The sequence below is a fragment of the Pseudomonas sp. 3MA1 genome (assembly GCF_029237275.1).
Classification (GTDB): Bacteria; Pseudomonadota; Gammaproteobacteria; order Pseudomonadales; family Pseudomonadaceae; genus Aquipseudomonas; species Aquipseudomonas fluorescens_AP.
In genome coordinates, this window is record NZ_JAACFX010000011.1 from 1 (window position 1) to 26,649 (window position 26,649).

General features: G+C 62.7%; 23 protein-coding genes. 5 read left to right on the plus strand and 18 right to left on the minus strand.

Annotated features, from left to right (window positions below; all coding sequences use genetic code 11):
- Window positions 1-149: 149 nt before the first annotated feature.
- From GWQ44_RS24765 to treP, 5 genes are all read right to left on the minus strand, one after another.
- On the minus strand, window positions 150-440 hold the full coding sequence (locus GWQ44_RS24765; RefSeq protein ID WP_016965774.1) for a PTS transporter subunit EIIB: 291 nt from the start codon (window positions 438-440) through the stop codon (window positions 150-152).
- Window positions 441-442: 2 nt separating this feature from the next.
- Entirely contained in the window at window positions 443-2,971 is a 2,529-nt protein-coding gene (gene ptsP, locus GWQ44_RS24770; RefSeq protein ID WP_275928469.1) for a phosphoenolpyruvate--protein phosphotransferase, read from the minus strand.
- Window positions 2,972-3,031: 60 nt separating this feature from the next.
- Window positions 3,032-4,255 (minus strand): carbohydrate porin, encoded by a 1,224-nt coding sequence (locus tag GWQ44_RS24775; protein ID WP_275928470.1) that lies wholly within the window; start codon window positions 4,253-4,255, stop codon window positions 3,032-3,034.
- 89 nt (window positions 4,256-4,344) lie between these two features.
- Entirely contained in the window at window positions 4,345-5,991 is a 1,647-nt protein-coding gene (gene treC / locus GWQ44_RS24780) for an alpha,alpha-phosphotrehalase (protein ID WP_275928471.1), read from the minus strand.
- Between the two features lie 61 nt (window positions 5,992-6,052).
- Window positions 6,053-7,495 carry a PTS system trehalose-specific EIIBC component gene (treP, locus tag GWQ44_RS24785; protein WP_047305920.1) on the minus strand — a complete coding sequence of 481 codons (1,443 nt, stop codon included), beginning with the start codon at window positions 7,493-7,495 and terminating at the stop codon, window positions 6,053-6,055.
- A 230-nt stretch (window positions 7,496-7,725) separates the two neighbouring features.
- On the opposite strand from treP, the gene treR reads away from it, so the two are divergent.
- Entirely contained in the window at window positions 7,726-8,430 is a 705-nt protein-coding gene (gene treR / locus GWQ44_RS24790; protein ID WP_016968314.1) for a trehalose operon repressor, read from the plus strand.
- Between the two features lie 16 nt (window positions 8,431-8,446).
- Here the strand turns inward: treR and GWQ44_RS24795 are convergent, their stop codons facing one another.
- The 7 genes from GWQ44_RS24795 to GWQ44_RS24825 all read right to left on the minus strand — a co-directional run bounded on the left by GWQ44_RS24795 (window position 8,447) and on the right by GWQ44_RS24825 (window position 15,264).
- Window positions 8,447-8,968 carry a hypothetical protein gene (locus GWQ44_RS24795; RefSeq protein WP_016968315.1) on the minus strand — a complete coding sequence of 174 codons (522 nt, stop codon included), beginning with the start codon at window positions 8,966-8,968 and terminating at the stop codon, window positions 8,447-8,449.
- A 5-nt stretch (window positions 8,969-8,973) separates the two neighbouring features.
- Window positions 8,974-9,252: a hypothetical protein gene (locus GWQ44_RS24800; RefSeq protein ID WP_042942202.1), complete on the minus strand. Its 279-nt coding sequence runs from the start codon at window positions 9,250-9,252 to the stop codon at window positions 8,974-8,976.
- Between the two features lie 262 nt (window positions 9,253-9,514).
- Window positions 9,515-10,399, minus strand: a complete 885-nt coding sequence (locus GWQ44_RS24805) for a M24 family metallopeptidase (protein WP_275928472.1) — start codon at window positions 10,397-10,399, stop codon at window positions 9,515-9,517.
- Window positions 10,400-10,547: 148 nt separating this feature from the next.
- Window positions 10,548-12,125: a glutamine-hydrolyzing GMP synthase gene (guaA, locus tag GWQ44_RS24810; protein WP_199009698.1), complete on the minus strand. Its 1,578-nt coding sequence runs from the start codon at window positions 12,123-12,125 to the stop codon at window positions 10,548-10,550.
- Between the two features lie 104 nt (window positions 12,126-12,229).
- Window positions 12,230-13,699, minus strand: coding sequence for an IMP dehydrogenase (gene guaB / locus GWQ44_RS24815; protein ID WP_047305953.1), 1,470 nt, complete (start codon window positions 13,697-13,699; stop codon window positions 12,230-12,232).
- 116 nt (window positions 13,700-13,815) lie between these two features.
- Window positions 13,816-14,364: a hypothetical protein gene (locus tag GWQ44_RS24820; protein WP_016968319.1), complete on the minus strand. Its 549-nt coding sequence runs from the start codon at window positions 14,362-14,364 to the stop codon at window positions 13,816-13,818.
- A 129-nt stretch (window positions 14,365-14,493) separates the two neighbouring features.
- Window positions 14,494-15,264 carry a sulfite exporter TauE/SafE family protein gene (locus tag GWQ44_RS24825; protein WP_016968320.1) on the minus strand — a complete coding sequence of 257 codons (771 nt, stop codon included), beginning with the start codon at window positions 15,262-15,264 and terminating at the stop codon, window positions 14,494-14,496.
- A gap of 102 nt (window positions 15,265-15,366) precedes the next feature.
- On the opposite strand from GWQ44_RS24825, the gene GWQ44_RS24830 reads away from it, so the two are divergent.
- From GWQ44_RS24830 to leuA, 4 genes are all read left to right on the plus strand, one after another.
- Window positions 15,367-16,314, plus strand: a complete 948-nt coding sequence (locus GWQ44_RS24830) for a LysR family transcriptional regulator (RefSeq protein WP_275928473.1) — start codon at window positions 15,367-15,369, stop codon at window positions 16,312-16,314.
- Window positions 16,311-17,690: an exodeoxyribonuclease VII large subunit gene (gene xseA, locus GWQ44_RS24835; RefSeq protein ID WP_275928474.1), complete on the plus strand. Its 1,380-nt coding sequence runs from the start codon at window positions 16,311-16,313 to the stop codon at window positions 17,688-17,690. Before GWQ44_RS24830 ends, xseA begins: the two co-directional genes overlap by 4 nt.
- A 3-nt stretch (window positions 17,691-17,693) precedes the next feature.
- The gene (locus tag GWQ44_RS24840) at window positions 17,694-18,515 is read left to right on the plus strand and encodes a peptidoglycan DD-metalloendopeptidase family protein (protein ID WP_275928475.1); all 822 of its coding nucleotides are present in this window, start codon (window positions 17,694-17,696) and stop codon (window positions 18,513-18,515) included.
- A gap of 356 nt (window positions 18,516-18,871) precedes the next feature.
- A complete protein-coding gene (leuA, locus tag GWQ44_RS24845; RefSeq protein WP_016968325.1) occupies window positions 18,872-20,551 on the plus strand; it encodes a 2-isopropylmalate synthase in 1,680 nt (559 codons plus the stop codon).
- A gap of 88 nt (window positions 20,552-20,639) precedes the next feature.
- Here the strand turns inward: leuA and GWQ44_RS24850 are convergent, their stop codons facing one another.
- From GWQ44_RS24850 to GWQ44_RS24875, 6 genes are all read right to left on the minus strand, one after another.
- Window positions 20,640-21,041, minus strand: coding sequence for a hypothetical protein (locus GWQ44_RS24850; RefSeq protein ID WP_275928476.1), 402 nt, complete (start codon window positions 21,039-21,041; stop codon window positions 20,640-20,642).
- 89 nt (window positions 21,042-21,130) lie between these two features.
- Window positions 21,131-21,922, minus strand: a complete 792-nt coding sequence (locus tag GWQ44_RS24855) for an amidohydrolase (protein ID WP_016968327.1) — start codon at window positions 21,920-21,922, stop codon at window positions 21,131-21,133.
- Complete coding sequence (locus tag GWQ44_RS24860) at window positions 21,910-23,058, minus strand: pyridoxal phosphate-dependent aminotransferase (protein WP_275928477.1); 1,149 nt, start codon at window positions 23,056-23,058, stop codon at window positions 21,910-21,912. The genes GWQ44_RS24855 and GWQ44_RS24860 overlap by 13 nt, the downstream gene beginning before the upstream one ends.
- 187 nt (window positions 23,059-23,245) lie before the next feature.
- Window positions 23,246-24,718: a ribosome biogenesis GTPase Der gene (der, locus tag GWQ44_RS24865; protein ID WP_016968329.1), complete on the minus strand. Its 1,473-nt coding sequence runs from the start codon at window positions 24,716-24,718 to the stop codon at window positions 23,246-23,248.
- A 141-nt stretch (window positions 24,719-24,859) separates the two neighbouring features.
- Entirely contained in the window at window positions 24,860-26,011 is a 1,152-nt protein-coding gene (gene bamB, locus GWQ44_RS24870) for an outer membrane protein assembly factor BamB (protein WP_016968330.1), read from the minus strand.
- Window positions 26,004-26,645, minus strand: coding sequence for a tetratricopeptide repeat protein (locus GWQ44_RS24875; RefSeq protein ID WP_016968331.1), 642 nt, complete (start codon window positions 26,643-26,645; stop codon window positions 26,004-26,006). The genes bamB and GWQ44_RS24875 overlap by 8 nt, the downstream gene beginning before the upstream one ends.
- Window positions 26,646-26,649 lie beyond the last annotated feature (4 nt).

A 26,649-nucleotide genomic window follows, 5' to 3' on the forward strand; every position in this document is an offset into this window, starting at 1 on the left:
TCGAGAACCATGCTTGCAGCACGTTGTTTGAACTCGCGGGTATAGGTCTTTCGTTCTTGCATGGAGCCTCCTGATTGGGCGAATCATATCGCCCTTAAGAGGTGTCCGGGATCATTAGGCCAGTTCAGCTTGCCGGCGAACAAGCCCCCTCAGCCCTGCAAGCCCACCAGCAGATGCACCACGCCACCGGCCAGAGGCATCACCGCCGGCACCCCGGCCACCCGCAGGGCACTGGCATCGAGCAACTGCGGATCATGCAGTTCCACGCGCAAGCGGGTCAGGGCCAGGGGTTGCTGGCTCTTGATGTTGGCGCTGCCGCCCAAGGCCTGCAGCATCGCGGCATTGAGCCGGCTGGCGCTGGCCGTCGGGGCCTTCGGCTGATCAGGGATCAGGTCTGGAGTCAGGGCCTTCCAGAACGCCCGTTGCAATTTCTCGAACATCTTCAGTTCTCCAGAACCAGTGAGTCGGTTGTGACTTGCTGCCGTTGCAGGCACTCACGTACCTGAACCGCGTCTTCCAGATCGATGATCCTCGCAGCCAAGGCCTGGCACTGGCTCAGGTCCAGCTCCCGCACCCGGGCCTTGATGGCCGGGATTAGCGGCACGCTCACCGACAATTCATCCACCCCCAGGCCCAGCAACAGCGGCACCGCCAGCAGCTCGGAAGCCAGCGCGCCACAGACGCCAACCCACTTGCCGTGGGCATGGGCGGCCTGCACCGTGCGTGCGATCAGGCGCAGCACCGATGGATGGAAGCTGTCGGCCTGACTGGCCAGGCGCGGATGATCGCGGTCCATGGCCAGGGTGTACTGGGTCAGGTCGTTGGTGCCAATGGAGAAGAAATCCACTTCCGGGGCAAAACGATCCGCCATCAAGGCCGCCGAAGGCACCTCGATCATGATTCCCAGCTTGGGTCGCTGCGCGAGGCCCAGGGCCTGGACCTCTTCATCCAGTAGCTGGCGCGCCTGACGCAGCTCCGCCAGTTGGCTGACCATCGGCAACATGATGTGCAGGCGGGCCTCTCCAGCGCAGGCGAGCATCGCCCGCAACTGCTCGCGCAATAGTTCCGGACGCTCCAGGCACAGGCGGATGCCGCGCAGGCCGAGAAAGGGGTTGGCTTCGCGGTCCATGGGCACATAGGCCAGGGGCTTGTCGCCGCCGACGTCCAGAGTCCGCACCACCAGATTGCGCGTCGGCCCCAGGGTCCGGGCAATGGCCCGATAGGTTTCGGCCTGCTCCTCGGGGCTCGGGGCCTGGCTGCGGTCCTGGTAGAGAAACTCCGAACGCAACAGGCCGACGCCTTCACCGCCCAGGCTCATGGCCTGCTCGGCCTCCGCCAGGGAGGCAATATTGGCCGTGACTTCCAGGTGATGGCCGTCGCGGGTCACCGCGGGATGCGCGGCCTGGGCCAGGTCCTGCTGCTGGCGCTGGCGCTGCTGCTGACGCAGGGCCTGCAATTGCTGCACCCGCTGCGGGTCCGGGTCCGTATGCAGTTCGCCGCGATCGGCATCCAGCAGGACCCGGGTGCCATTGACCAGCGATAGCACCCGCGGCGACAGGCCACAGATCGCCGGCAGGCCCAAGGCCTGGGCCAGAATCGCCACATGGCTGGTGGCGCCGCCGCCAACGGTGACAAACCCCAGCACCTTGGTCGTGTCCAGGCTCGCGGTCTGCGAAGGGGTCAGTTGCTCGGCAATCAGGATCGCCTGATCCGGCAGGTTCAGGGCCTGCTCCTGCACCCCGAGCAGCAGCTTGAGCACCCGTTGGCCGACGTCCGCCAGATCCACCGCGCGCTCGGCCAGCAGGCTGCTGCCCAGGCCCTTGAACAACTCGGCGGTGAGTTCAATGGCGCTGTTCCAGGCAAAGGCCGCGCTCTTGCCGGTGGCGATCAGGGCGTCGGCCTGCTCCAGCAGGCTCGGGTCGTCGAGTAGCTCCTGATGGGCGCGGAAGATCTCCTGCTGGGCGTCACCGCTGGCGCTGTCCCGCAGCAGTTGCAGAGCCTCCCGGGCCTGGGCCAGGGCCCGCCCCAGAGACTCGCGCTCCTGCTGCGGGCTGGTTGCCGCTTCGCGTATCTGCAGGCGCTGCTCGGCCACTTGCAACACCTGACCGAATGCCGAGCCCGGTGACGCGCAGACGCCTCGCCACAACGGATCCAGCGCATCATCAAGCACCACCCGTGGTTCGGGGCTTGCTGCGGCGCTGATCGTTTCGCCACAACCGGACGCCAGCAGCGCCACCAGCGCCTGGATCGCCTGCTCGGCATCCGCGCCCACGGCGCTGACCTGCAAGGCATCGCCCTGCACCGTCTGCAAGGCCATGATCGACACCAGGGACTTGGCATTGGCCGAGTCCTCGCGCCGATGCAAGCAGATATTCGCAGCAAAGCCCTTGGCCGCCTGGGCCAACAGCGCCGCCGGGCGCGCATGCAGGCCCTGGGGGTTGCCGAGGATCAGCGGTTCGGAAAACAGCGCCTGCCCTGCGACCTCCGGGGTGTGCGCGGCTGCGGTGGTAGGGTCGAGGCGCAGCACCGGCTGCCCTGTTTCCACCAGCACGCTGTCGCCGACCAGCCCGGTCACCGCTTCGCCACTGACCACCAGCATCAGGGTCAGCAGGCTGCGGGCGTGCAGGGCCAGGTAGTCAGCGTCGAACTCGATCAGCGGCTGGCCTGCCGTGACCTGCTGACCTTCCTCGATCAGGCAGGTGAAGCCCTTGCCCGCCAGGTTCACCGTGTCCAGCCCGATGTGCAGCAGCACCTGCTGGCCCTGTTCACCGGTGATGCTGACTGCATGGCCGCTGTGTTGCAGGTTGCTGACCACCCTGGACAGCGGTGCGCAGAGGGTCTGGGAAGTCGGGTCGATGCACAGCCCGTCACCGATCACCCGGCTGGAAAACACCGGGTCCGGAACCTGCTCCAGGGGCAGCAGCACCCCGGACAGGGGCGCGAGCAATTGCAAGGGTTGGGTTATGGCCATGACGTCACCTGCTAATGATTCCTTGAAGTGCCGATGGAGCGCGAGCCCCGACAGCATCGCTTATTTCCACCAGTACTCGACCTGCAAGCCGACGTTCGCGCCGTGCCGGGCGCTGCCGAACACGCCGCTGTCGGACAGCGCGGAACCGGCCGCCAACTCATTGGCCGCGCGTTTGGCGGCCTCGTTCCAGCTGGCGTAGGTGTAGTACAGGCGCACCTCCGGCCGGGCCCAAAAGTCCGGGCCCTTGGGTGACCAGGTCGGCGCGAAGGTGAACTTGCTGAGTTTGCGCGTGCCCCCGGGCGCCTCCACCTGATCGTGGCCGAACTCGGTCACCAGCTTGAACTGCTCGGTGATGGCGTAGGCTGGGCGCACGCCCAGGGAGATCCAGTTCTGGTCCTGGCCGTCGGGGCGGATGTCCTTCTGATAGACCGCCTCGATCTGGCCGCCGAAACGCGGGGTGACCTGCCAGTCGAAGAACTCCACCAGGCGATAGCTCTTGTTGCCGTCATCCAGGTAGGGATTGCCGGTATAGCCCAGGCCGGTGCCGGGGCCTTCGCCGTATTGCAGGGCGAGTTTGTTCTTGCCGCCGAAGAAGTCCTTCTGCACATGCTGGGTGGTGAGCGCCCAGCCATTGTGGGCACCCCGGCGATCGGGCTTTTCCAGGTAGCTCAGGCCCAGCTCCAGCTCGCCGCCGGGGTTGGTCTGGAAGCCGGCGACGTTGAAGTCGTGACGGCTCACCGCCTGCTTCTGGTAGAGGTTGTCCTTGCGGGAAAAGGCGTAGCTGTATTTCAGATCGCCGATGCGCACGTCCTCGACCCCGCCGCCGGTGGCGCTCTGGTTCCAGTAGTAGAAGTCGGAAATATGGATGTCGTTACGCTTGTAGTAACGGCGCCCGGCCCACAGCGAGCCGCCATTGAGGCTGGGCAGGTTCGACCACTGGGCGTACATCTGCGGCATGCGCGCCGAACCGTTTTCGCCCTGGAAGCTCAGGTTGCGGTCGTAGCGGTTGTAGAGCGAGGCCATGCCGTCGACGCTGAGCACCGAGCCGTCATCCAGGGTGTACAGGTCCTGGCGCAACTCCAGCTCGGCGTACTGCTCGCACTCGTTGCCCAGGCGGTACTTGGACTGCGCGCCGGGCAACTGGAAGCAGGATTGCGAGCCACTGTTGACCGAGGTGCCCAGGCCACTGCGCAGGTAGCCGGCAAACTCCAGGGCCTGGGCCGGAAAGGGCAAGGCCAGGCACAGGCAGGACGCCGCCAGAGCACGATTTATGGTTGTTCTCATAAGCCACCGATTATTTTTATTGTGTTGTTCGAATTCGTAGGCGCCCGGCCAGAAAGCTGCCCTGGCCCGGTTCGCCGGCAAGCCGGCTGCTACAGGGTCAGGTGCAGGACGAAGGATTCGTAAGGCCGCAGGTGCAAGTGCTGGCTGCGGGGCTCGTGGTCCGGGTAGTTGCTGATCAGCAGACGCTGTTGCATACCGGTGCTGATCACTGCTTCCGGCAACTCGACCTCGCACGGCGCGCCATAGAAGTTGTTCACCACCAGCAGGCGCTCGCCGTCGCCCTCACGCACATAGGCCCAGACTTGTCGATGCTCGGGCAGCAACTGGTGATAGAGGCCGTGCTGGATCAGCGCCTCCTGGCGGCGCAAAGCGATCAGCCGACGATAGTGATGCAGCACCGAATCCTGGTCATCGAGCTGGGCCGCGACATTGATCTGGCTGGCGTTGGCCGGTATCCCGATCCAGGGCTCGGCGCTGCTGAAACCGGCATTGACCCCGGCATGCCACTGCATCGGCGTGCGTCCGTTGTCCCGGGATTTCTGCTGGATCGCCGCCATGATGGCCTGCGGGTCTTCACCGGCCTCGCGCTTGAGACGGTGGATGTTCAGGGTCTCGACATCGCGATACTGCTCGATGCGCTCGAAATGCGGATTGGTCATGCCCAGCTCTTCGCCCTGGTAGACGAAAGGCGTGCCCTGGAGCAGGTGCAGCGCGGTGGCCAGCATCTTCGCCGACACCACCCGGTGTTCGCCGTCGTCGCCAAAGCGCGAAACCACTCGCGGCTGGTCGTGGTTACACCAGAACAGCGCATTCCAGCCGCCACCGGCCTGCATGCCGGTTTGCCAGTCGGAGAGGATGCGCTTGAGTTCGAGGAAGTCGAAATCGGCCCGCAGCCATTTCTGCTGGTTGGGGTAGTCCACTTTCAGGTGATGGAAGTTGAAGGTCATCGACAGCTCCTTCGACTCCGGATGGGAATAGCGGATGCAGTGCTCCAGGCACGTGGAGGACATCTCGCCGACATTCACCAGGTCGTGCCCGGCGAACACTTCCCGGTGCATCTCCTGCAGGTACTGGTGGACGTTGGGGCCATCGGTGTAGAAACGGCGGCCGTCGCTCTGGTCCTCGGGGAAATCCGCCGGTTTGGAGATCAGGTTGATCACATCAAGGCGGAAGCCGCCGACGCCCTTGTCGCGCCAGAAGCGCATCATCTTGAACACCTCGGCGCGCACCTGGGGGTTGTCCCAGTTGAGGTCGGCCTGGGTGTGATCGAACAGGTGCAGGTAGTACTGCCGGGTCTGGGCCTCGTACTCCCAGGCCGAGCCGCCGAACTTGGACTCCCAGTTGTTGGGCGCGTCACGCCAGATGTAGAAGTCCCGGTACGGGTTGTCCAGGCTGCTGCGGGCCTGCTGGAACCAGGCGTGCTCGATGGAGGTGTGGTTGACCACGATATCCAGCATCAGCTTGATCCCGCGCTTGCCGGCTTCGGCGATCAGCAACTCGCAGTCGGCCATGCTGCCGTAACTGGGATCGATGGCGTAGTAGTCGCTGATGTCATAACCGTTGTCTCGTTGCGGCGAGCGCAGGAACGGGGTCAGCCACAGGCAGTCGACCCCCAGCCATTGCAGGTAGTCGAGCTTGTCCACCACGCCCAGCAGGTCACCGGTGGGCTGGCCTTGGTGGCTGTGAAAACTCTTCGGGTAGATCTGGTAGATCACCGAACGCTGCCAGTCTTGCATGGGGGGAATCCTTTGGAAAGTGCGAGGACATTCGCCGGCGAGCCGGCGCCTACAGGGCCGGTCAGGCCACGCGATAACCGGGGCGGATGATCTTCAGGCTCAGGCCGCAGGTGAGGACAAAAGGCACCACCAGGGCGATGAGCATGCCGATGACGAACATCGGGATGTACTGGGGAATGATCGAGATGAACCCCGGCAGCCCGCCGACGCCAATGGCCGAGGCCTGGACCTTGTTCAGCGACAGGAACACGCTGCCCAGGGCCGAGCCGATCAGCGCGGCGTAGAAGGGAAACTTGTAGCGCAGGTTGACGCCGAACATCGCCGGCTCGGTGATGCCGAAGTAGGCGGAAATCGCCGAGGTCGAGGCCATGCTGCGGTCCCGGGCATTGCGGCTCATGATGAACACCGCCAGGGCCGCGCTGCCCTGGGCCAGGTTGGACATGACGATCATCGGCCAGATGAAGGTGCCGCCCTGGGTGGCGATCAGTTGCAGGTCGACGGCCAGGAACATGTGGTGCATGCCGGTGATCACCAGCGGCGCATAGAGCAGGCCGAAGATCGCGCCGCCAAGCATGGGCGCCAGCTCGAACAGGGTGACCACGCCTTCGGTGATCAGAATCCCCAGGTGCCGGGTCACCGGACCGATGATCGCCAGGGCCAGCACGCCGGTGACCACGATGGTGGTGATGGGCACCACCAGCAGGGTGATGGCGTTGGGCACCCGGGCCCGCAGCCACTTTTCGATCACGCTCATCACATAGGCCGCCAGCAGGATCGGCAGGATCTGCCCCTGGTAGCCGACCTTCTCGATCTGGAACAGACCGAAGATATCGAAGTACGGCAGGCTCTGGCCGTCCAGCCCGGCCACCGCCTTGCCGTAGTTCCAGGCATTGAGCAGGTCCGGGTGCACCAGCATCAGGCCGAGGACGATGCCGAGGATCTCGCTGCCGCCAAAGCGCTTGGCCGCCGACCAGCCCACCAGGGCCGGCAGGAACACGAAGGAGGTGTTGGCCATCAGGTTGATCAGGCTCCAGAGCCCGTCGAGGCCCGGGTAGGCCTCAAGCAGGGTCTTGCCCTCGATGAACATGCCCTTGGCCCCCAGCAGGTTGTTCACCCCCATCAGCAGGCCGGCGATGATCAGCGCCGGCAGGATCGGCATGAACACATCGGAGAACACCCGCACCAGACGCTGCATGGCGTGGGTCTTTTGCGCGCCCTTGTCCTTCACATCGGCAATGGTCGAGGCCGCCAGGCCGGTCTGCTGGCGCAAGGCGGCATAGACCTTTTCCACCTCGCCGGGGCCAATCACCACCTGGAACAGACCACCGGTGAAGAACGAGCCTTTGACCAGGTCGATCTGGTTGAGGGTGGCGCTGTCGACCAGGCTCGCATCCTTCAGGGCCAGGCGCAGGCGGGTCACGCAGTGGGCCGCCTGTTCGAGGTTGTCGGCGCCACCGAGGCTGTGCAGCAAATCGCTGGCGATCGTTGAATAGTCGTGGCTCATGCTTGTTCTTCCACCTGAGATTTTTGTTATTGGCAGCACGCCGAGGGGCAAATTACTCGTCTGTACGAGTTAAATCAACAACTCGTACAGACGAGTTTGGAATTTTCTACCAAGACGCCCCTGGGCCCGGCCTTTTCCAGCCGCGCAGCCCTTGCCCGGGCGCATGGACAAATGCCCCGTCCAGCCCTTAAGGTGCCTGCCTTGAGCACACTCCGGCACAGAGCCATCCCATGAGTAAGTACAACCAGATCTACAGCGATCTGCTTGCCAGCATCACCACCGAACGCCTGGAGCGCGGCGCCCGCCTGCCTTCGGAAACAGAGTTGATGGACAGCTACCAGGCCAGTCGCGGCACCGTGCGCAAGGCCATCGAATTGCTGCAGGAGCGCGGATTCGCGCAGAAGATCCATGGCAAGGGCACCTTCGTGCTCTCGCCGACGCCCATCGAATTCCAGCTGGGTGGCATCGTCAGCTTCCAGGAAACCTATCCGCGCCTGGGGGATGACGTCAGCACCGAGGTGGTGGAGTTCAGCCAGTTCCCCCTGCAAGGCGCCCTGCGCAACCATCTGCAGGCGGAAGAAGGCAGCCTGATCACGCGGATCAAGCGCGTGCGACGAATCGATGGCAAGCGGGTGATTCTCGACATCAACCATTTTGTCGCCGAGCTGATTCCGGGGCTGGACCGGCAGATCGCCGAGCATTCGATCTACGCCTACATCGAACAGACCCTGCAACTGAACATCAGCTATGCCCAGCGCACCATCGAGGCCAGCCCGCGGAGCAAGGACGACCAGCAGTTGCTCGACCTGGACGGCCAGAGCCATGTGATCGTGGTGAGCAACCAGACCTTTCTCCAGGACGGGCGGCAGTTCGAGTACACCGAATCACGGCACACCCTGGACAAGTTCTACTTCTCCGACGTGGCCCGGCGCTAAGCCCCACCCTGCCCCGTCAGCCCAGCAGTGCCACCAGTTCACCGCTCAAGGGGCCGATGCGCTTGGACTCCTTGGCGGTGTTCACCTGCTGCGCCACCCGCGCCACCTCGATCACCGGGTGCTTGAGGGGGTAGCCGCCCTTGCTGTCCAGCCAGCTCAGGACCTCCGCCAGATGCCACAGCGAAGTGCTGCCTTCATGGATCGCCAGGGGAAAACTGTCGGCGTGGCCGAGCATCAGCTTGCGCATGTTCTGCCGTGATACGCCGACGATCTCGGCGATCTCGCTGAGGCCGACGAAATCCGGGCTGGCCTCCACCAGCCGCGCCTCGGGGATGATCCGTTTGATATCGCCCAGGGCGCTGAGCAGCGCCGCCTCGGCGCTCTCGGCCTCGCGGCTGAACTCCAGGGCCAGACGCCCGGCCAGGCCGGTGCCGACCAGAACGTCGGTGCACCCCGCCGCACCGAGGCGCTCCACCAGTTGCAGCGGATCGCAGCCCTCCAGCGGCAGCAGATAGTTGAGGGTGAACAGGTATTCCATGGTGCTTACTCCTGACGGGCTGCCGGCGCCTGGGCCCCACGCAGCTGGTTCACGGTGCAGTTGTCGATCACCCGGCAAAGCGCCCGGGCGTGCTGGGTCGGGTTCTTCGGTGTACGCCAGACACTGGTGATGCAGAACTCGCCACAGCGACACACTTCGTTGTTGTACGGGCAGTAGATCCGCCCCCAGGCATGACCACCGCCGACCTCGATGCGCCAGCCCTGCCATTCGGCGTAGCGCAGGGCCATTTCAATGTCCTTCTTGGGATGAGTTGCACGAGCCATCCATAGCCTCCAGTATCGTCAGGAATACAAGGTTGTCAACTGACAACCAAAAACAATCTGATCAACGTCGCTCAGCGGATAATTCGCTGCCAAGGCAAAACAGTGAGGTGCAGACTCGAAGGGTAGACCGCGCCCCTGAGGCTAAACGGGGCAATATCTTTCCCGGTATTGCGCGCATACGAAAAAGCCGGGGTTTCCAATACCTGGACATACAAATGGCGATCCACCCAAGGTGTGATCGCCATTTTTTGTAACGCAGACTTCAATCGACGAATCGGCTGAAACGCTCTGCTCCCTCCTCCGTTACTCGGACCATGGCACTGACCACCACCCCATCGCATCGATCACCAGCGACCACATTCCAGCCGTTGGGCATCACCCGGACGTGAGCGGAGCCGGCCTTGGCCAACACCTGAATATTCAGCACCTGCCCGGCCACCATGAGCTCGGAATTATCCTTTACGCGGTACCCCAGTACCTGGGGCGCCTGGATTCGTTGCCTGCCCATGCCATAGCCGCAATATTCAGCCACCGCGCTGAATCCCTGGACGTCCAGCACATCCTGGATAGCACCACCGATAGCCCCCAGAGGCTCACCACTGCGGACCTGTTGCAAGCCCTGTTCCAGAGCATCCTTGGCACAACTCAGCAGACGCAACTGTTCCGCGCTGGCCCCAGGCGTGGCAAAGGTCCAGGACTGGGCCCCATACCCCTTGTGGGATGACACCACGACCTCGACCTTGACCAATGCACTGGCCGGCAAGAGTTTCTCCGAGGGCAGGCAACTGATCAGCTCCGCATTCACCGAGACAGGAACGGCTGCGGGGTACCCCTTGTAGCCCACCAGCGCAGGCAGCAACTGCCGGCTATCAAGCTGCTGGAGCACATGCTCCTGAATCTCCAGGCGCGACACCCCCTCCACCATAAACGGCTTGAGCGACAGCAGAATGTCCGTCACCTGGGCAGCGAGGCGCCTCTCTTCAGCCACAATCTCCTGCTCCGGCAAGGTGCCGATCAGCGCAAAGGCTTCGCGATTGTCCGCGGCAAAACGATCAAAACGCGACAATGGCTGCGCTGTCGCGCTCGGCAGTTCAGGCGCTTCTGCCGCCAGGCCCAAGGTTCGCAGCAACTTGCCAAACACGCTCATCTCAACATCCCTATCCGATGACCCGCCTCGCAGGGCGGCCCGTTTTCTTTAGCAAAAAAGCCCCTGATCTCGCGATCAGGGGCCTTCTTAGCGGACTAGAAAATACTCGTCCCTTTCACCCAAGCCTGACTAGCGTGAGGCTGTGGGATCACTCCCACTCAATGGTGGCCGGCGGCTTGCTCGACACGTCGTAAGTCACGCGGGAGATGCCTTCGATTTCGTTGATGATCCGGCCGCTGACGGTTTCCAGCAGTTCGTAAGGCAGGTGCGCCCAACGTGCGGTCATGAAGTCGATGGTTTCCACGGCGCGCAGGGCCACAACCCAGGCGTAACGACGACCATCGCCCACCACGCCCACCGATTTCACCGGCTGGAATACGACGAATGCCTGGCTGACCTTGTGGTACCAGTCGGCCTTGCGCAGTTCTTCGATGAAGATGTGGTCGGCGCGACGCAGCAGGTCGGCGTATTCCTTCTTCACTTCACCCAAGATGCGCACGCCCAGGCCCGGACCCGGGAACGGGTGACGGTAGACCATGTCGTACGGCAGGCCGAGCTCCAGGCCCAGACGGCGGACTTCGTCCTTGAACAGCTCGCGCAGCGGTTCAACCAGCTTGAGGTTCATTTCTTCCGGCAGGCCGCCCACGTTGTGGTGCGACTTGATCACATGGGCCTTGCCGCTTTTCGCGCCAGCCGACTCGATGACGTCCGGGTAGATGGTGCCCTGGGCCAGGTACTTGATGTTTTCCAGCTTGCAGGATTCGGCATCGAACACGTCGATGAAGGTACGGCCGATGATCTTGCGCTTCTTCTCCGGGTCCGACTCGCCGGCCAGGTTGTTGAGGAACTGCTCCTCGGCATTGGCGCGAATCACTTTGACACCCATGTTCTCGGCGAACATGGCCATCACTTGCTCGCCTTCGTGCAGGCGCAGCAGGCCGTTGTCGACAAAGACGCAGGTCAGCTGGTCGCCGATGGCCTTGTGCAGCAGGGCCGCGACCACCGAAGAGTCGACGCCGCCGGACAGGCCCAGCAGGACGTTGTCGCTGCCGACCTGGGCGCGGATCTGGGCAATCGCGTCTTCGGCGATCTTCGACGGGGTCCACAGCGCTTCACAGCCGCAGATGTCGAGGATGAAGCGCGACAGGATGCGGCCGCCCTGCTTGGTGTGGGTCACTTCCGGGTGGAACTGCACGCCGTAGTAGCGCAGCTCGTCGTTGAACATGCCGGCAATCGGGCAGCTCGGGGTGCTGGCCAGGATGTGGAAGTCCTTGGGCATCTTGGTGACCTTGTCACCGTGGCTCATCCACACATCGAGACCGAACAGGCCGTCGGCGTCGACGTGGTCTTCGATGCCGTCCAGCAGGCGGCTCTTGCCCACCACGTCAACCCGGGCGTAACCGAATTCGCGCAGTTCGGAACCTTCGACCTTGCCGCCCATTTGCTCGGCCATGGTCTGCATGCCGTAGCAGATGCCGAAGACCGGAACGCCCAGATCGAACACCGCTTGCGGGCAGCGAGGGCTGTTGGCTTCGTGCACGGACTCGGGACCGCCGGCGAGGATGACGCCTTTGGGAGCGAATTCGCGGATCGCTTCGTCGTCCATGTCGAACGGATGCAGTTCGCAGTAGACCCCGATTTCACGCACGCGGCGGGCGATCAATTGGGTGTACTGGGAACCGAAGTCGAGGATCAGAATGCGGTGGGCGTGAATGTCGAGGGCCATGGTCAGTCTCGTCTAATTTCAGAAACGACACGGGGCTGAAAAACACAGCCCCGGTTACTAAATTCGTCAATCGCCTCCGGGCCTGGGCCTGGAGGCGATCACTATCAACCTACGCGATAGTTTGGCGCTTCCTTGGTGATCTGCACGTCGTGGACGTGGGATTCAGCCATGCCGGCGCCGGTGATGCGGACAAACTCCGGCTTGGTGCGCATTTCTTCGATGTTGGCGCTACCGGTGTAGCCCATGGAAGAACGCAGGCCGCCCATCAGCTGATGGATGATTGCGGTCAGGGAGCCCTTGTACGGCACGCGACCTTCGATCCCTTCCGGCACCAGCTTCTCGGCACCCGCGGAGGAGTCCTGGAAGTAGCGGTCGGAAGAGCCCTGGGCCTGGGACATGGCGCCCAGGGAACCCATGCCGCGGTAAGCCTTGTAGGAACGGCCCTGGAACAGTTCGATCTCGCCCGGAGCCTCTTCGGTACCGGCGAACATCGAACCCATCATCACGCAGGAGGCACCGGCCACGATGGCCTTGGACAGGTCACCGGAGAAACGGATGCCGCCGTCGGCGATCAGCGGAACGCCCGTGCCGACCAGCGCCGCTGCAACATTGGCGATCGCGCTGATTTGCGGCACGCCGACACCAGCCACGATACGGGTGGTGCAGATCGAGCCTGGGCCGATACCGACCTTGACCGCGTCGGCGCCGGCTTCGGCCAGGGCCTTGGCGGCAGCGCCGGTGGCGATGTTGCCGCCGATCACCTGCACTTGCGGGAAGTTCTCTTTGACCCAGCGAACGCGGTCGATCACGCCTTTGGAGTGACCGTGGGCGGTGTCGACCACCACCACGTCGACGCCGGCGTTGACCAGCGCAGCAACGCGATCGCCGGTGTCTTTACCGGTACCGACCGCCGCACCTACACGCAGACGACCTTGATCGTCCTTGCTGGCCAGTGGGTAAGCCTTGGCTTTTTCGATGTCGTTGACGGTCATCATGCCCTTGAGGGCGAAGGCGTCGTCGACGATCAGCACGCGCTCGATGCGGTGCTTGTGCAGCAGCTCGCGGACGGCGGTCTTGTCGGCGCCTTCCTTGACGGTGACCAGACGCTCTTTAGGCGTCATCACTTCGCGAACGCTGACGTCCAGACGGCTTTCGAAACGCACGTCGCGGGAAGTCACGATGCCCACCAGGTCGCCGTTGTGCAGCACCGGCACACCGGAGATGTTGTGCATGTTGGTCAGTTCGAGCAGGTCACGCACGGTGGCGTCGGCTTCGATGGTGATGGGGTCTTTGACCACACCGGCTTCGAAACGCTTGACCTTGCGCACTTCGGCAGCTTGCTGCTCGATGGTCATGTTCTTGTGAATGATGCCGATGCCGCCTTCCTGAGCCATGGCGATTGCCAGACGGGCTTCAGTGACGGTGTCCATGGCGGCGGAAACCAGTGGAATATTCAGCTCGATGCCACGGGTCAAACGGGTCTTTAGACTGACTTCATTAGGCAGTACTTCGGAATAACCGGGCACTAAGAGGATGTCGTCGAAGGTGAGGGCTTCTTGGCTGATACGCAGCATCGCGGGGGCTCCCGGGCGGGAAAATGGAAGCGCGCCATTATACTCAGACACCTACCCGGGCTCAATGTAAAACTCTGTCTAATATCGCTGGAGTGATAGATGGAGATATCAGCGCGCTACAACTCGACCTTGACCCAACTTATCGGTTGATCCAGCCAGTCGGCGAACTCGTCGATAAAGCTCTGTTTGAAACCCGCTTCGGCCCAGTTGTTGAAGATAAAGCCCAAGTTGGAAAAGCCGCATTCCTGAAGAAACAGAAAGCCGTTGATGTCATCTTCATGACCGCATTCGGGACAGGTGAAGTTATCGGTGCGCCCCGGCATCCAGTCTTCCAGGCTCTCGAACAGCGCCTCACCGATTTCCTGCCGGCATTCGGCACAGCCGGCTTCTTCGAGAAAGCCCTTGGCCGGGGTATAGATGCAGCGTTTGGTGATGATCTCCAGGCCATTGATCGGCTCGCCGAAGGGCAGCGCCTCCGGGCGCAGCACCACCTCCCGTGCCCCCGGCGCAATCGCATGGCCCATGCGATTGCCGGTGCGCCCGCAAGTGCTCAGGGTTTCCTCGACGATGTTCTTGCGCACCAGCCAGCGCACGATGGCCCGGGCGCGGGGCTCGTGCACCGGCAGGGTGGAAATTTTCGGGACGAGGATGCTTTGCGAGTTCATGGATAAGCCTGGAACATGCTGGGACGGTACGAGCGCTTGCGCCGGCAAGCCGGCTCCTACCATCAATTGTAGGAGCCGGCCCGGCGAACCGATTGAAAGGCCCGCAGCTTAATCCCTGAACCCCGCAGGTCAAGTGCTCAGGTAACGCCCGATCAAGGCAACACCACTGGCCAGCACCAGCCAGGTCACCAGGCGCACAAAAGCCTCCCGGGACAACTTCATGGTCAAGCGCCGTCCCACCCATAAACCCAACGCCATCGCCGGCAACAAGCACCCGGCCAACAGCAGCAGCGGCAACTCGGCATACACCCCGGCCAGTGCGAACAGGCTCAGACGCACCACGGTGCTGCAACTGATCAACGCACTCTGAGTGGCCCGGGCCGGGTCCTTGGGCAAACGGCTGTTCAGGTAAATGGCATATAGAAAGCCGCCACTGCCGAACAACGCGCCAAACATCCCTCCCACTATGCCCATCGGCACCGCCCAGCCGGCCGCCAGCTGAGTCGGGCGCACCTTCACCCACAAGCTGTAGATGGCGTAGGCACTGATAAACAGCCCCATCAATAGAAGCAGCAGATCGGACTTGAGGTTGAGCAGGAAAATCACCCCCAAGGTGCAACCCAGCGCCATGCAGGGCAGCAGCCGCAACAGCTCGGGTTTGGCCACGTCCCGGCGCGAAGGCAGCAGATTGCCAAAGGCGGCGACGAAATCCAGCAGCACCAGCAACGGCACGATCTTCGACAGTGGCATGAACAGGATCAGGATCGGTCCCGCCACCAGCGCCGTGCCGAAACCGGCAATGCCAAACACGATGTACGCCAGCGCGATGCCCAGGCCGATCGCCAACCAACCACCCGGGCCGAAAGACCACTGGTTCAAACCTTCGATTACCACACTCATCACAGCAACTTCCCCAACCGAATCAGCCATGACTTTAGCCAGCGGCGAGCCTTGCGACTAATATCGTCAAAGCCTTCAACCCATCGCATAAAGGCATACCTTGTGATTTCAACCCGTCAACTGCGCTATTTCGTGGAAATTGCCGAGAGCGGTAGCTTCGGCGCGGCGGCAGAACGCCTGTTCGTTGCCCAGTCAGCCCTCAGCCGGCAGATCAAGGAACTGGAAAGCCAGCTGCAAACCCCACTTTTCCAACGCACTGCCCGCCAGCCTCGGCTGACCGCCGCCGGCGAAGCCTTCCTGCCCAAGGCCCGCAACCTGCTGAGCGAACTGCACAAGGCCGCCGAGCTGGCCACCCAGGTCGGCCAGGGGCAACTGGGCACTCTGCGCCTCAGTCACTCAAGCACCGTGCCCATGAGCGGTCGTCTGCTGGGGGGCATCGGTGAGTATCTGCAGGCGTGCCCCGGAGCTTCGATGGACATCGTCAAGCTGTCGTCCGAGGCGCAGTTGCAAGAGCTCGCCGAAGGCCGGCTGGATGCTGGCCTGCTGCGCCTGCCGGTACTGCGCCAACGCGAGGGAGTGCAAATCGTGCCCTTGTTCAGCGAACCCCTGCTACTGGCATTGCCGCCGCAACACCCCCTGGCCCTTGATCCGCCGGCCCACGGGGTGGAGCTGGCCCAACTGCGCAACGAAGCCTTTATCTCCATCCCCCATCCCCAGCGCGGGGGCTTGAGCTACCTGTCGGCCGAGCTGTGCATGCGCCAGGGTTTCTTTCCCAAGGCGGCGCGAGTGATGTCCCGCAAGACCACTCAATTGCAGTTGATCCAGGGCGGTTTCGGCGTTGCCCTGCTGCCCGAATCGATGCAGGACATCGCCCCGGCCAGCGTGCGTTTCCTGCCTCTGACCGATAGCGATTGCCAGAGCACCGTCGCCCTCGCCTATCGGCAAGACCCCACGCCGCTGGTGGCGCAGTTTGTCGAACAGCTGCGCAATCATTGGCAATCGAATTGCGTTGTTCCATGGACTGACAGCCCCTTAAACTGCGCCCCATGATTAAAGATCCCTTTGCACGACTCGGCCTGGACCGCGAGGTCCTCACTGTCACCCAGCTCAACGGCCGCGCCCGGGTGCTGCTCGAGGACGTGTTCAGCAATATCTGGGTCGAAGGCGAGATCTCCAACCTCGCTCGCCCGGCTTCCGGCCATGTCTACTTCACCCTCAAGGACAGTGGCGCCCAGGTGCGTTGCGCGCTGTTCCGGCAGAATGCCGCGCGGGTCCGCCAGGCGCTGAAGGACGGCCTGGCGGTCAAGGTCCGGGGCAAGGTTTCGCTGTTCGAGGGGCGTGGCGACTACCAACTGATCCTCGACACCGTGGAACCGGCCGGTGATGGCGCCCTGCGCCTGGCCTTCGATGCATTGAAGGAAAAGCTCAGCGCCGAAGGGCTGTTCAGTGCCGAGCGCAAGGTGCCGCTGCCGGTCCATCCACAACGCATCGGCATCATCAGCTCCCCCACTGGCGCGGTGATCCGCGACATCATCAGCGTGTTCCGCCGCCGGGCGCCCCAGGTGTCCCTGACCCTGATCCCCACGGCGGTACAGGGCCGCGAGGCCACCGCGCAGATCGTCCGCGCCTTGCAGCTGGCCGATGCCCGAGGCTTCGACGCGCTGATCCTGGCCCGTGGCGGCGGCTCGCTGGAAGACCTCTGGTGCTTCAACGAAGAAGCCGTGGCCCGGGCGGTGGATGCCTGCGTGACGCCGATCGTCAGTGCCGTCGGCCATGAAACCGACGTGTCCATCAGCGATTTCGTGGCCGACGTTCGTGCCCCCACGCCTTCTGCCGCCGCCGAACTGCTGGCCCCCGACTCCAGCGACCTGCAACGCCGCATCGACAGCCTGCATCGGCGCCTGGTGATGCGCATCCGCGACCGGCTGATGCGCGATCGCCTGCGTCTGGACGGCCTGGCCCGGCGCCTGCGCCATCCCGGCGAACGCCTGCGCCAGCAAGCACAGCGCCTGGATGACCTGGACATGCGCCTGCGCCGGGCCTTCGAACGCAGCCTCAATACCCGGCGTGAACGCTTGATCCGCCTGGAAACCCGCCTCGGCGCCCAGCATCCAGGTCGACAACTGACGCTGCTGCGCCAGCGCCTGGACAGCCTGGCCGAACGACTGCCCCGCGCCATGCGTGAAGGCCTCAAGGCTCGGCGCCTGCAATTGCACAGCCAGATGCAGACCCTGCACGTGGTCAGCCCCCTGGCAACGCTAGGCCGCGGCTACAGCATCCTGCTGGACGATCGTGGCCAGGCCATTCGCAGCGCCGAGCAGACCCGCAATGGCCAGCGCCTCACCGCCCGCCTGGGCGAAGGCGAGTTGCAAGTGCGGGTCGAAGACAACCACCTGACGCCCGTCACCCTTTCTCTACTGGATTGATCCATGCCGCGTTTTCTCTGCTCCCTGCTGTTGCTGTGCCTGGCCTGCAATGCTCACGCCGACAGCTACATCACCCGCCTGTTGAACAAACCTGTGCCCGGTGGCGTCGCGGTGGTCGACCTGGGCAACGCCGCCCAGGCGCCCAATGCCAGCTATCAGGGCAAGCCGGTGCTGGTGGTCAAGGAGCAGAACAACTGGCTGGCGATCGTCGGTATTCCGCTGACGGTCAAGCCCGGTCCTCAGCAGATCAGCGCCGGCAACCGCAGCCTGAACTTCGTGGTGGGCAGCAAGAAGTACCCCGAACAGCACATCACCCTGAAGAACCCGCGCCAGGTCAACCCGAACCCGGCGGACCTCAAGCGCATCGATGGCGAACTGGCGGAGCAGATCCGAGCCTATCGCAGCTTCAGCCCCAACACTCCGAGCAACCTGCTGCTGGACAAGCCGGTGAACGGTCCGCTGTCGAGCAAGTTCGGCGTGCGGCGTTTCTTCAATGGCGAAGAGCGCAATCCCCATGCTGGCCTGGACTTCGCCGTACCGGCAGGCACGCCGATCAAGACTCCGGCGGCTGGCAAGGTGATCCTGACCGGCAACTACTTCTTCAACGGCAACACGGTGTTCGTCGACCACGGCCAGGGCTTTATCAGCATGTTCTGCCACATGTCGAAGATCGACGTGAAGGTTGGCCAATCGCTGGCGCGCGGCGCGGTGGTGGGCAAGGTCGGATCGACCGGACGCGCCACGGGCCCGCATATGCACTGGAACGTCAGCCTGAATGATGCGCGGGTTGATCCGGCGATATTTATCGGGGCGTTTCAGCCCTGATCCCCGGGCCTGATCGCCGGCAAGCCGGCCCCCACGAGGATTGCGCAGGCCTGGACGACTGCGCAATCGTTAATATTCTTTACAAGAATAGCCAGCATAAAATCTCGATATAGCTTCAATTTCGAGTATTCCTCTCAATTTTTTTCGACTGCTTGCCATCTCTCATCTCAGTGGTTAGGGTTGAGCGCATGAAAACCTCTCACACCCTCATTCAGCGTCGTCAACACCGGAGCCTCTGCCTCGTCAGCGCACGACTGCCAGGCTGAATCGCGGTGCCTCATCCCCCTGCGTCAACACTGCACTCTTGACTCACCGGCAGGCCGCCTCTTCTCGGCCCGGACCATAAGGATTTCTCCATGACCATGCTCAAAGACCCATCCTCCAAGTACCGCGCGTTTCCGACCATCAACTTGCCGGACCGCACCTGGCCGTCGAAGACCATCACCCGCGCGCCGATCTGGTGCAGCTCGGACTTGCGTGACGGCAACCAGTCGCTGATCGAGCCCATGGATGCGGTCAAGAAGCTGCGCTTCTGGAAAACCCTGGTAGCCGTGGGCGTGAAGGAAATCGAAGCTTCGTTCCCCGCCGCTTCGCAAACCGACTTCGACTTCGTGCGTACCCTGATCGAAGGCGGCCACATCCCGGACGACACCACCATCCAGGTATTGACCCAGGCCCGTGAAGACCTGATTGCCCGTACCTTCGAATCCTTGCGTGGGGCGAAGAAAGCCATCGTCCACCTGTACAACGCCACCAGCCCATCGTTCCGCCGCATCGTCTTCAACCAGGACAAGGCCGGGGTGAAGGAAATCGCGGTAAACGCCGCCAAGCTGTTCGTCAAATACGCCGCCCAGCAGCCGGAAACCCAGTGGCAGTTCGAGTACTCGCCAGAAACCTTCAGCGCCACCGAGCTGGAGTTCGCCAAGGAAGTCTGCGACGCCGTGGTGGAAGTCTGGAACGCGACGCCGACCAACAAGGTGATCCTCAACCTGCCGGCCACCGTTGAAGTGGCGACACCGAACATCTACGCCGACCAGATCGAGTGGTTCTGCCGCCACATCAACCGTCGCGACAGCGTGCTCATCAGCCTGCACACCCACAACGACCGTGGCACTGGCGTAGCCGCCACCGAGTTGGGCCTGATGGCCGGCGCCGACCGTGTCGAAGGCTGCCTGTTCGGCAACGGCGAGCGTACCGGCAACGTCGACCTGGTCACCGTGGCCTTGAACCTCTACACCCAGGGCGTCGATCCTGAGCTGGACTTCTCCGACATCGACGGCGTGCGCAAAGTGGTGGAAGAGTGCAACCAGATTGCCGTGCACCCGCGTCACCCGTATGTCGGTGACCTGGTCCACACCGCCTTCTCCGGCTCCCACCAGGACGCGATCCGCAAGGGCTTCGCCCAGCAGAAGGCCGATGGCTTGTGGGAAGTGCCGTACTTGCCGATCGACCCCGCCGACATCGGTCGCAGCTACGAGGCGGTCATCCGCGTCAACAGCCAGTCGGGCAAGGGCGGCATCGCCTACCTGCTGGAGCAGGAATACGGCATCAGCTTGCCGCGCCGCATGCAGATCGAGTTCAGCCAGGTTGTGCAGCGGGAAACCGATCGCCTGGGCCTGGAAATGACCGCCCAGCAAATCCATGCGCTGTTGCACAGCGAGTACTTGCAGGCCAACACCCCGTACGCGCTGGTCAGCCATCGCCTGCAGGAAGAGAACGGCCACAGCGCCGTGGAAGTGGAAGTGTCGAGCAAGGGCCAGGGCGAAACCAACCTGCACTGGCGTGGCAAGGGCAACGGCGCCCTGGAAGCGCTGGTGGCCGGGCTGCCGGTTCCGGTGGAGATCATGGACTACAACGAACACGCCATCGGCGCTGGCACCAACGCCAAGGCGGCGGCCTACATCGAACTGCGGGTCAACGGTGAGCGTGCGGTCCACGGCGTGGGCATCGACGAAAACATCACCACGGCCAGCTTCAAGGCGCTGTTCAGTGCCCTGAACCGCTCCCTGAGCGAGCAGGAAGCCAAGGCGGCTTAAACAGCGCTGATCAAAAAGGCCCCGGGGAGCTCTGCTCCTCGGGGCCTTTTTGCATCCGGCGCCACGTTAAATGGGCGCGGCACTGGGTTCAGGCATGAACATCGACGCTGAACATGGCTTGCAGCAAAGCGGCCTGCAATACCTGCAAAGTGCTGTTGGTCACGGCAATCTGCGCCTGAATCTCCATGACCTGCTGGGCCTTCTGCTCATCACTGGCCTGTCCCTTCTCGGTACTGGTCAATTGCGCCTGTTGTTGCTCCAGAATCTTCTGGGTCTGCTCAATCTGCTTTTGCAACTGTCGGACCGGATCGCCACCACTGCGCACCGCTTCGATGCTGGCACCGGCAGAGTTGACCCGCAGCTCCTTGTCCTCGCCCTCCTTGCTCTGGACAGCTGGCGCCAGCGGGCTGGCGTCTTCAGCTTCCCCGGTCACGACTTTCGGCGCGGACAATGGATAAGGATTGACGGCATTGGCGTTGATGGTGGTCATGCTTGATTCCTCCTGAATATCCGTCCTATCGGCGCTCGTCCCTGAAGCTTGATATCGGCAATCTGTAAAAAAGTGTGGCGCAACCTGCCCTAGGTGAACATGAACGTGTCGGCATCGAGGTTCGCTGGAAAGCGTGCGCGGTAGGCCGCCAGCTCGCCGGCATTCAAGCGCACCTGAAACACCCCATCCGCTTCACCGGCGCTGAGCAGGGTTTCGCCCTGATAATCCAGCACCTGGCTGTCACCAGTGTAGGCAAAGCCCTTGCCGTCAGTGCCGACCCGGTTTACCGCGGCCACGTAGCAAAGATTTTCAATGGCCCGGGCCGGTAGCAGACGGTTCCAGTGCAAACGCCGGGCGCCCGGCCAATTGGCGGTGTACAGCAGCAGATCGGTGTCCTGGGCATCCCGGCTCCACACCGGAAAGCGCAGGTCGTAGCAAATCAGCGGGCGAATGCGCCAGCCCTTGAGCTCGAACTGCACCTGGCGCTCGCCCGGAGTGAAGTGATTGTGCTCGCCGGCCATGCGGAACAGATGGCGCTTGTCGTAATGCCAGACTTCGCCGTCGGGACGCGCCCACAGCAGGCGGTTACGGTGGCTGCCATCCGCCGCCTGGATGATCACGCTACCGGTGATCACCGCATCGAGCTTCTTCGCCTGGCAGCGCAGCCACTTGCTGGTGGGGCCGTTCTCAGCCTCCGCCAGGGTGCTGGACTCCATGGAAAATCCGGTGGTGAACATCTCCGGCAGGATGATCAGATCCGCACCGCGGGCCTGCTCCAGCAACTGCTCGAAGTGTTCGAAGTTGGCCTGGCGGTCATGCCAGGCCAGGGTGGTCTGAATCAACGCCAGATTCAGATCGGGTAATGCACTCAGATCACGCATAGCTTCTCCGCTGCCTGACGCAGCGTCTCCTCGCGTTTGGCGAAACACAGTCGTACCAGACGCTGCCCCTGGGGCGGCTGCCGATAGAACACCGACACCGGAATGGCGGCCACGCCATGTTCGCGGGTCATCCATTGCGCCATGTCGACATCATTCAAGTCCGGACGAATCTGCGCATAGTCCACCAGTTGAAAGTAAGTACCGGCCGCTCGGCTGAAGCGCAAACGCGAAGCGCTCAGCAAGTCGCAAAACAGATCACGCTTGGCCTGATAGAAGGCCGGCAGCTCCTCGACATGTTCCGGGCAATGGGCCATGAAATCCGCCAGAGCGTACTGCAAAGGGGTTACGCCGCAGAAGCTGACATATTGATGCACCTTGCGCAGTTCGGCGCTCAGGGCCGGTGGCGCAACCACATATCCCGTCTTCCAGCCAGTCACGTGGTAGGTCTTGCCGAAGGAACTGACGACGAAGGCCCGTTTATACAGCTCCTCGTGAGCCAATACGCTGACATGGGGCACACCGTCGAATACCAGGTGTTCATAAACCTCGTCGCTGACCAGGTAGATGTCGCGATCACGGATCAACGCTGCCAGCTGGTCCAGCTCGGCCCGGCTGATCAAGGCCCCACTGGGATTGTGCGGTGAGTTGAGGATGATCATCCGGGTGCGCGGGCTCAGGGCTTCACCCAGTTGCTGCCAGTCGATGGCAAAGTCCTCAAGACCCAGTTGCACATGCACACAACGGCCGCCAGCCAGCTCAACCGCCGGCTCATAACTGTCGTAACAAGGATCGAAAACGATGACCTCGTCGCCACGCTGAATCACCGTCTGGATGGCACAGAAAATGGCCTGGGTCGCGCCCGGAGTAATGGTCACTTCGCTGTCTGCATTGACCTCGACGCCATAGCTGCGAGCGATTTTCGCCGCCACCTGTTGGCGCAGAGCCGGCAAACCGGTCATGGGAGCGTATTGGTTATGGCCATTGGCGACATGCCGGCCAACCGCGTCGCGCAAGGCCTGGGGGCCGTCGAAATCAGGAAAGCCCTGGGACAGGTTGAGCGCTCCGGTTTCCACCGCGAGCTGGGACATTTGCGTGAAGATGGTGGTGCCGACATGCGGCAGCTTACTGGTGATCATGAGGGTTCCCTGCTGAACACCCGGCACTACGGCGGCGCGGGAGGTCCCGAGAATAGCCCAAAGCGCGGCGATTAAAAAAGGGGCCCCAAGGCCCCTTCTTCTGTCGCTACTTCAAGCTGCAAGCCACGAGCGGCAAGACTTCCCTACCCTCACTTGCAGCTCGTCACTTGCAGCTTGCCGCTGCTTTTTAGCGCTTGTCGCGGCGTTTCTTGTCGGCCTTCTTGTGGTGCGACATCAAACGACGCTTCTTGTTGACCTGGCGGTCGGTGAGCGTGTTCTTGTTGCCTTCGTATGGGTTCTCGCCACCTTTGAACTCGATACGGATCGGCGTGCCCACCAGCTTCAACACCCGACGGTAGGTGTTTTCCAGGTAGCGCACGTAGGACTTGGGCACCTTCTCCACCTGGTTGCCGTGAATCACGATCAGCGGTGGGTTGGCACCGCCCAAGTGGGCGTAGCGCAGCTTGATCCGACGGTTGTTGACCATGGGTGGCGCGTGCTCGCCAACGGCGTCTTCGAGGATCTGGGTCAGGCGGCTGGTCGGCCAGCGGGTCACCGCCGACTTGAACGAGTTCTGCACCGACTGGTAGAGGTTGCCCACACCCGTGCCGTGCAGTGCCGAGATGAAGTGGATATCGGCGAAGTCGACGAAGAACAACCGGCGTTGCAGCTCGGTCTTCACATAGTCGCGCTCGCTCGGCTGCATGCCGTCCCACTTGTTCAGGGCGATCACCAGGGCCCGACCGGCTTCCAGGGCAAAGCCCAGCAGGTTCAGGTCGTGGTCCACCACGCCTTCGCGGGCGTCCATGACGAAGATCACCACGTTGGCGTCTTTGATTGCCTGCAGGGTTTTGACCACCGAGAACTTTTCAACTTCCTCGTGGATCTTGCCGCGCTTGCGCACACCGGCGGTGTCGATCAGCGTGTACTTCTCGTCGTTGCGCTCGAACGGGATGTAGATGCTGTCGCGGGTGGTGCCGGGTTGGTCGTAGACGATGACCCGGTCTTCACCGAGCATGCGGTTGACCAGCGTGGATTTACCCACGTTGGGGCGACCGATGATGGCGATCTTGATCCCGTCTTTCTCGCTCGGGCCCGGAATGCGCTTGGCTTCCTCGCCTTCGGCGACGATTTCTTCCTCACCCTCCTCCGGCTCGTCGGCGTCATCCTTGGGGAATTCGCGCAGGGCAATTTCCAGCATCTGAGTGATGCCGCGGCCATGGGCACCGGCGATCGGAATCGCGTCGCCCATGCCCAATGGCGCGAACTCGGCGCGGGCCATGTCCGGGTCGATGTTGTCGACCTTGTTGGCGATCACGTAGGAGGTCTTGTTACGTTTGCGCAGGTGCTCGCCAATCATCTGGTCGGCCGCGGTAAACCCGGCCTTGGCGTCCACCAGGAACAACACCACATCAGCTTCTTCAATGGCCAGCAGCGACTGCTCGGCCATCTTTTCGTCCATGCCATGTTCGTCACCGGAGATACCACCGGTGTCGATCAGAATATAGGTACGCCCTTGCCACTTGGCCTCACCGTATTGGCGATCACGGGTCAGACCGGACAGGTCGCCGACAATGGCGTCGCGAGTCCGAGTCAGGCGGTTGAACAAGGTGGACTTGCCGACGTTAGGTCGGCCCACCAGGGCGATTACGGGAACCATGCGGCTCTCCACTGCGTTAATTGCGAAAATACAAAAGCCGCTGCGTGGCAGCGGCTGGTGCTCGGGGCAGCACCTTGACGTGCTGCGAACCTTGTCGAGACAAGGCCGCTTGGGGAATCAACCCCAAGCATAGTCAAACCATTACTTGATGGTCAGGGCTTCCAGTTTGCCGCTGTTGCCATACACATAAATCATGTCGCCCACCACCAGCGGACGGGCGCGCAGGCCATCGCTGTCAATGCGCGTGCGGCCGACGAAACGACCGTCAACCTGACTCAGCAGGTGCAGGTAACCTTCCAGGTCACCGACAGCCACGTAGCTGGAGAAGACTTCCGGGGCCGACAGTTGACGACGAGCCAGGGAGTCGTTGCTCCACAGGGCCGTGGTCGAACGCTCGTCCACGCCTTCCACGGTGCCCGAGGACAGGCTGACATAGACGCTGCCAAAACCTTGAGCCACACCGGCATAGCTGGACGCATCACGCTGCCACAGCGGGCGACCGCTCTCCAGGTCCAGGGCCACCACACGCCCCTGGTAACTGGCGACATACAGCGTGCCACCGGACAGCAGCAGGCCGCCGTCGATGTCCACTACGCGATCCAGTTCGGAACGACCTTGTGGAATAGCGATGCGCTGCTCCCACACCGGCACGCCGTTGCGGATATCCAGGGCCACCACCTTGCCGGTGGAAAGACCGGCCAGGGCCAGACGGTTGGTCGCCAAGGGGGCACTGGTGCCCCGCAGGGTCAGTACCGCCGGGGTGCTGTCGTACAACCAGATCTGATGACCGGTGCTGGCTTCAAGGCCAATCACCCGATCGTCCTGGGTCTGCACCACCACCACGTCACCGTTGGTGGCAGGCGGAGCCAGTACTTCACTGGTCACGCGGGTACGCCACTTCTCTTCACCGCTGGAAGCATCCAGGGCAACCACTTCGCCTTTCAGGGTGCCGATCATGACCAGGCCATAACCCACGCCCACGGCGCCGGAAACAGGCAGTTCGAGATCTTTCTTCCATTTGACGTCGCCGTTCATGCGATCCATGGAAACCACCACACCGGTGACGTCGGCGGCATAGATGGTGTCACCATCGATGGCCGGTACCAGCATGTTGTAGGTTTCGCCCTGACCGTCACCGATCGAACGGCTCCACTGCTTCTGCAGGACCACTTCTTCTTTGAAGTCGACCAGCTCAGCCGGCGGCAGTTCTTTCTTGCTGTTGCTGCTGCAACCCGCGGCCAACAAGGCCAGAGCCAGCAATGCTGCATGTTTCCAACGGATCACGTCATGCATCCCCTTTGGCCAGGTCGTCCAGCTTGATTTGTAAGCCACCGACCGCCGCTTCATCCGAGAGCGCTGCCTTGGCTTTTTGATATGCCGCATGAGCTTCATCGACACGGCCCAACTGCACCAGCAGATCGCCCTTGAGCTCTTCGCGGGTTGCCAGGAAGGCCTTGTCGGCATCGCCGTCGAGCAGTTTCAGGGCTTCGTCGGCCTTGTTCTGCGCCGCCAGCACCTGGGCCAGACGCTGACGCGCCACTTCACCCAGGGTCGGGTTTGCAGGCTTGTCGGCGATGGCCTTCAGTTGTGCAGCCGCATCATCCAGCTTGCCGGTGTCTACCGCCACCTTGGCGACGAACAGGCTGCCGTACTGCGCGTAGGCAGTACCGCCAAACTCGCTGTTGAGCTTGCCGGCCAGGTCCGCAACACGGGCGGCATCAGGCTTGCCATCCGGCGTCAGAGTGGTTTCCAGCAGTTGCTGATAGAGCACCGAAGCGCCTTGCGACTGATTGTTCTGATACTTGTGCCAGGCCTGCCAGCCAAACACGATGACCAGAGCCAGCAGACCGCCGGTCACCAGAGGTTTGCCGTTGCGCTGCCACCAGTCTTTCAATTCCGCTAGCTGTTCGTCTTCGGTACTCGACACCCCA

Coding starts and splice junctions, on each gene's coding strand:
- GWQ44_RS24765 (WP_016965774.1), bottom strand. CDS start 440: ATGTTCGAGAAATTGCAACGGGCGTTCTGGAAGGCCCTGACTCCAGAC.
- ptsP (WP_275928469.1), bottom strand. CDS start 2,971: ATGGCCATAACCCAACCCTTGCAATTGCTCGCGCCCCTGTCCGGGGTG.
- GWQ44_RS24775 (WP_275928470.1), bottom strand. CDS start 4,255: ATGAGAACAACCATAAATCGTGCTCTGGCGGCGTCCTGCCTGTGCCTG.
- treC (WP_275928471.1), bottom strand. CDS start 5,991: ATGCAAGACTGGCAGCGTTCGGTGATCTACCAGATCTACCCGAAGAGT.
- treP (WP_047305920.1), bottom strand. CDS start 7,495: ATGAGCCACGACTATTCAACGATCGCCAGCGATTTGCTGCACAGCCTC.
- treR (WP_016968314.1), top strand. CDS start 7,726: ATGAGTAAGTACAACCAGATCTACAGCGATCTGCTTGCCAGCATCACC.
- GWQ44_RS24795 (WP_016968315.1), bottom strand. CDS start 8,968: ATGGAATACCTGTTCACCCTCAACTATCTGCTGCCGCTGGAGGGCTGC.
- GWQ44_RS24800 (WP_042942202.1), bottom strand. CDS start 9,252: ATGGCTCGTGCAACTCATCCCAAGAAGGACATTGAAATGGCCCTGCGC.
- GWQ44_RS24805 (WP_275928472.1), bottom strand. CDS start 10,399: ATGAGCGTGTTTGGCAAGTTGCTGCGAACCTTGGGCCTGGCGGCAGAA.
- guaA (WP_199009698.1), bottom strand. CDS start 12,125: ATGGCCCTCGACATTCACGCCCACCGCATTCTGATCCTCGACTTCGGT.
- guaB (WP_047305953.1), bottom strand. CDS start 13,699: ATGCTGCGTATCAGCCAAGAAGCCCTCACCTTCGACGACATCCTCTTA.
- GWQ44_RS24820 (WP_016968319.1), bottom strand. CDS start 14,364: ATGAACTCGCAAAGCATCCTCGTCCCGAAAATTTCCACCCTGCCGGTG.
- GWQ44_RS24825 (WP_016968320.1), bottom strand. CDS start 15,264: ATGAGTGTGGTAATCGAAGGTTTGAACCAGTGGTCTTTCGGCCCGGGT.
- xseA (WP_275928474.1), top strand. CDS start 16,311: ATGATTAAAGATCCCTTTGCACGACTCGGCCTGGACCGCGAGGTCCTC.
- GWQ44_RS24840 (WP_275928475.1), top strand. CDS start 17,694: ATGCCGCGTTTTCTCTGCTCCCTGCTGTTGCTGTGCCTGGCCTGCAAT.
- leuA (WP_016968325.1), top strand. CDS start 18,872: ATGACCATGCTCAAAGACCCATCCTCCAAGTACCGCGCGTTTCCGACC.
- GWQ44_RS24850 (WP_275928476.1), bottom strand. CDS start 21,041: ATGACCACCATCAACGCCAATGCCGTCAATCCTTATCCATTGTCCGCG.
- GWQ44_RS24855 (WP_016968327.1), bottom strand. CDS start 21,922: ATGCGTGATCTGAGTGCATTACCCGATCTGAATCTGGCGTTGATTCAG.
- GWQ44_RS24860 (WP_275928477.1), bottom strand. CDS start 23,058: ATGATCACCAGTAAGCTGCCGCATGTCGGCACCACCATCTTCACGCAA.
- der (WP_016968329.1), bottom strand. CDS start 24,718: ATGGTTCCCGTAATCGCCCTGGTGGGCCGACCTAACGTCGGCAAGTCC.
- bamB (WP_016968330.1), bottom strand. CDS start 26,011: ATGCATGACGTGATCCGTTGGAAACATGCAGCATTGCTGGCTCTGGCC.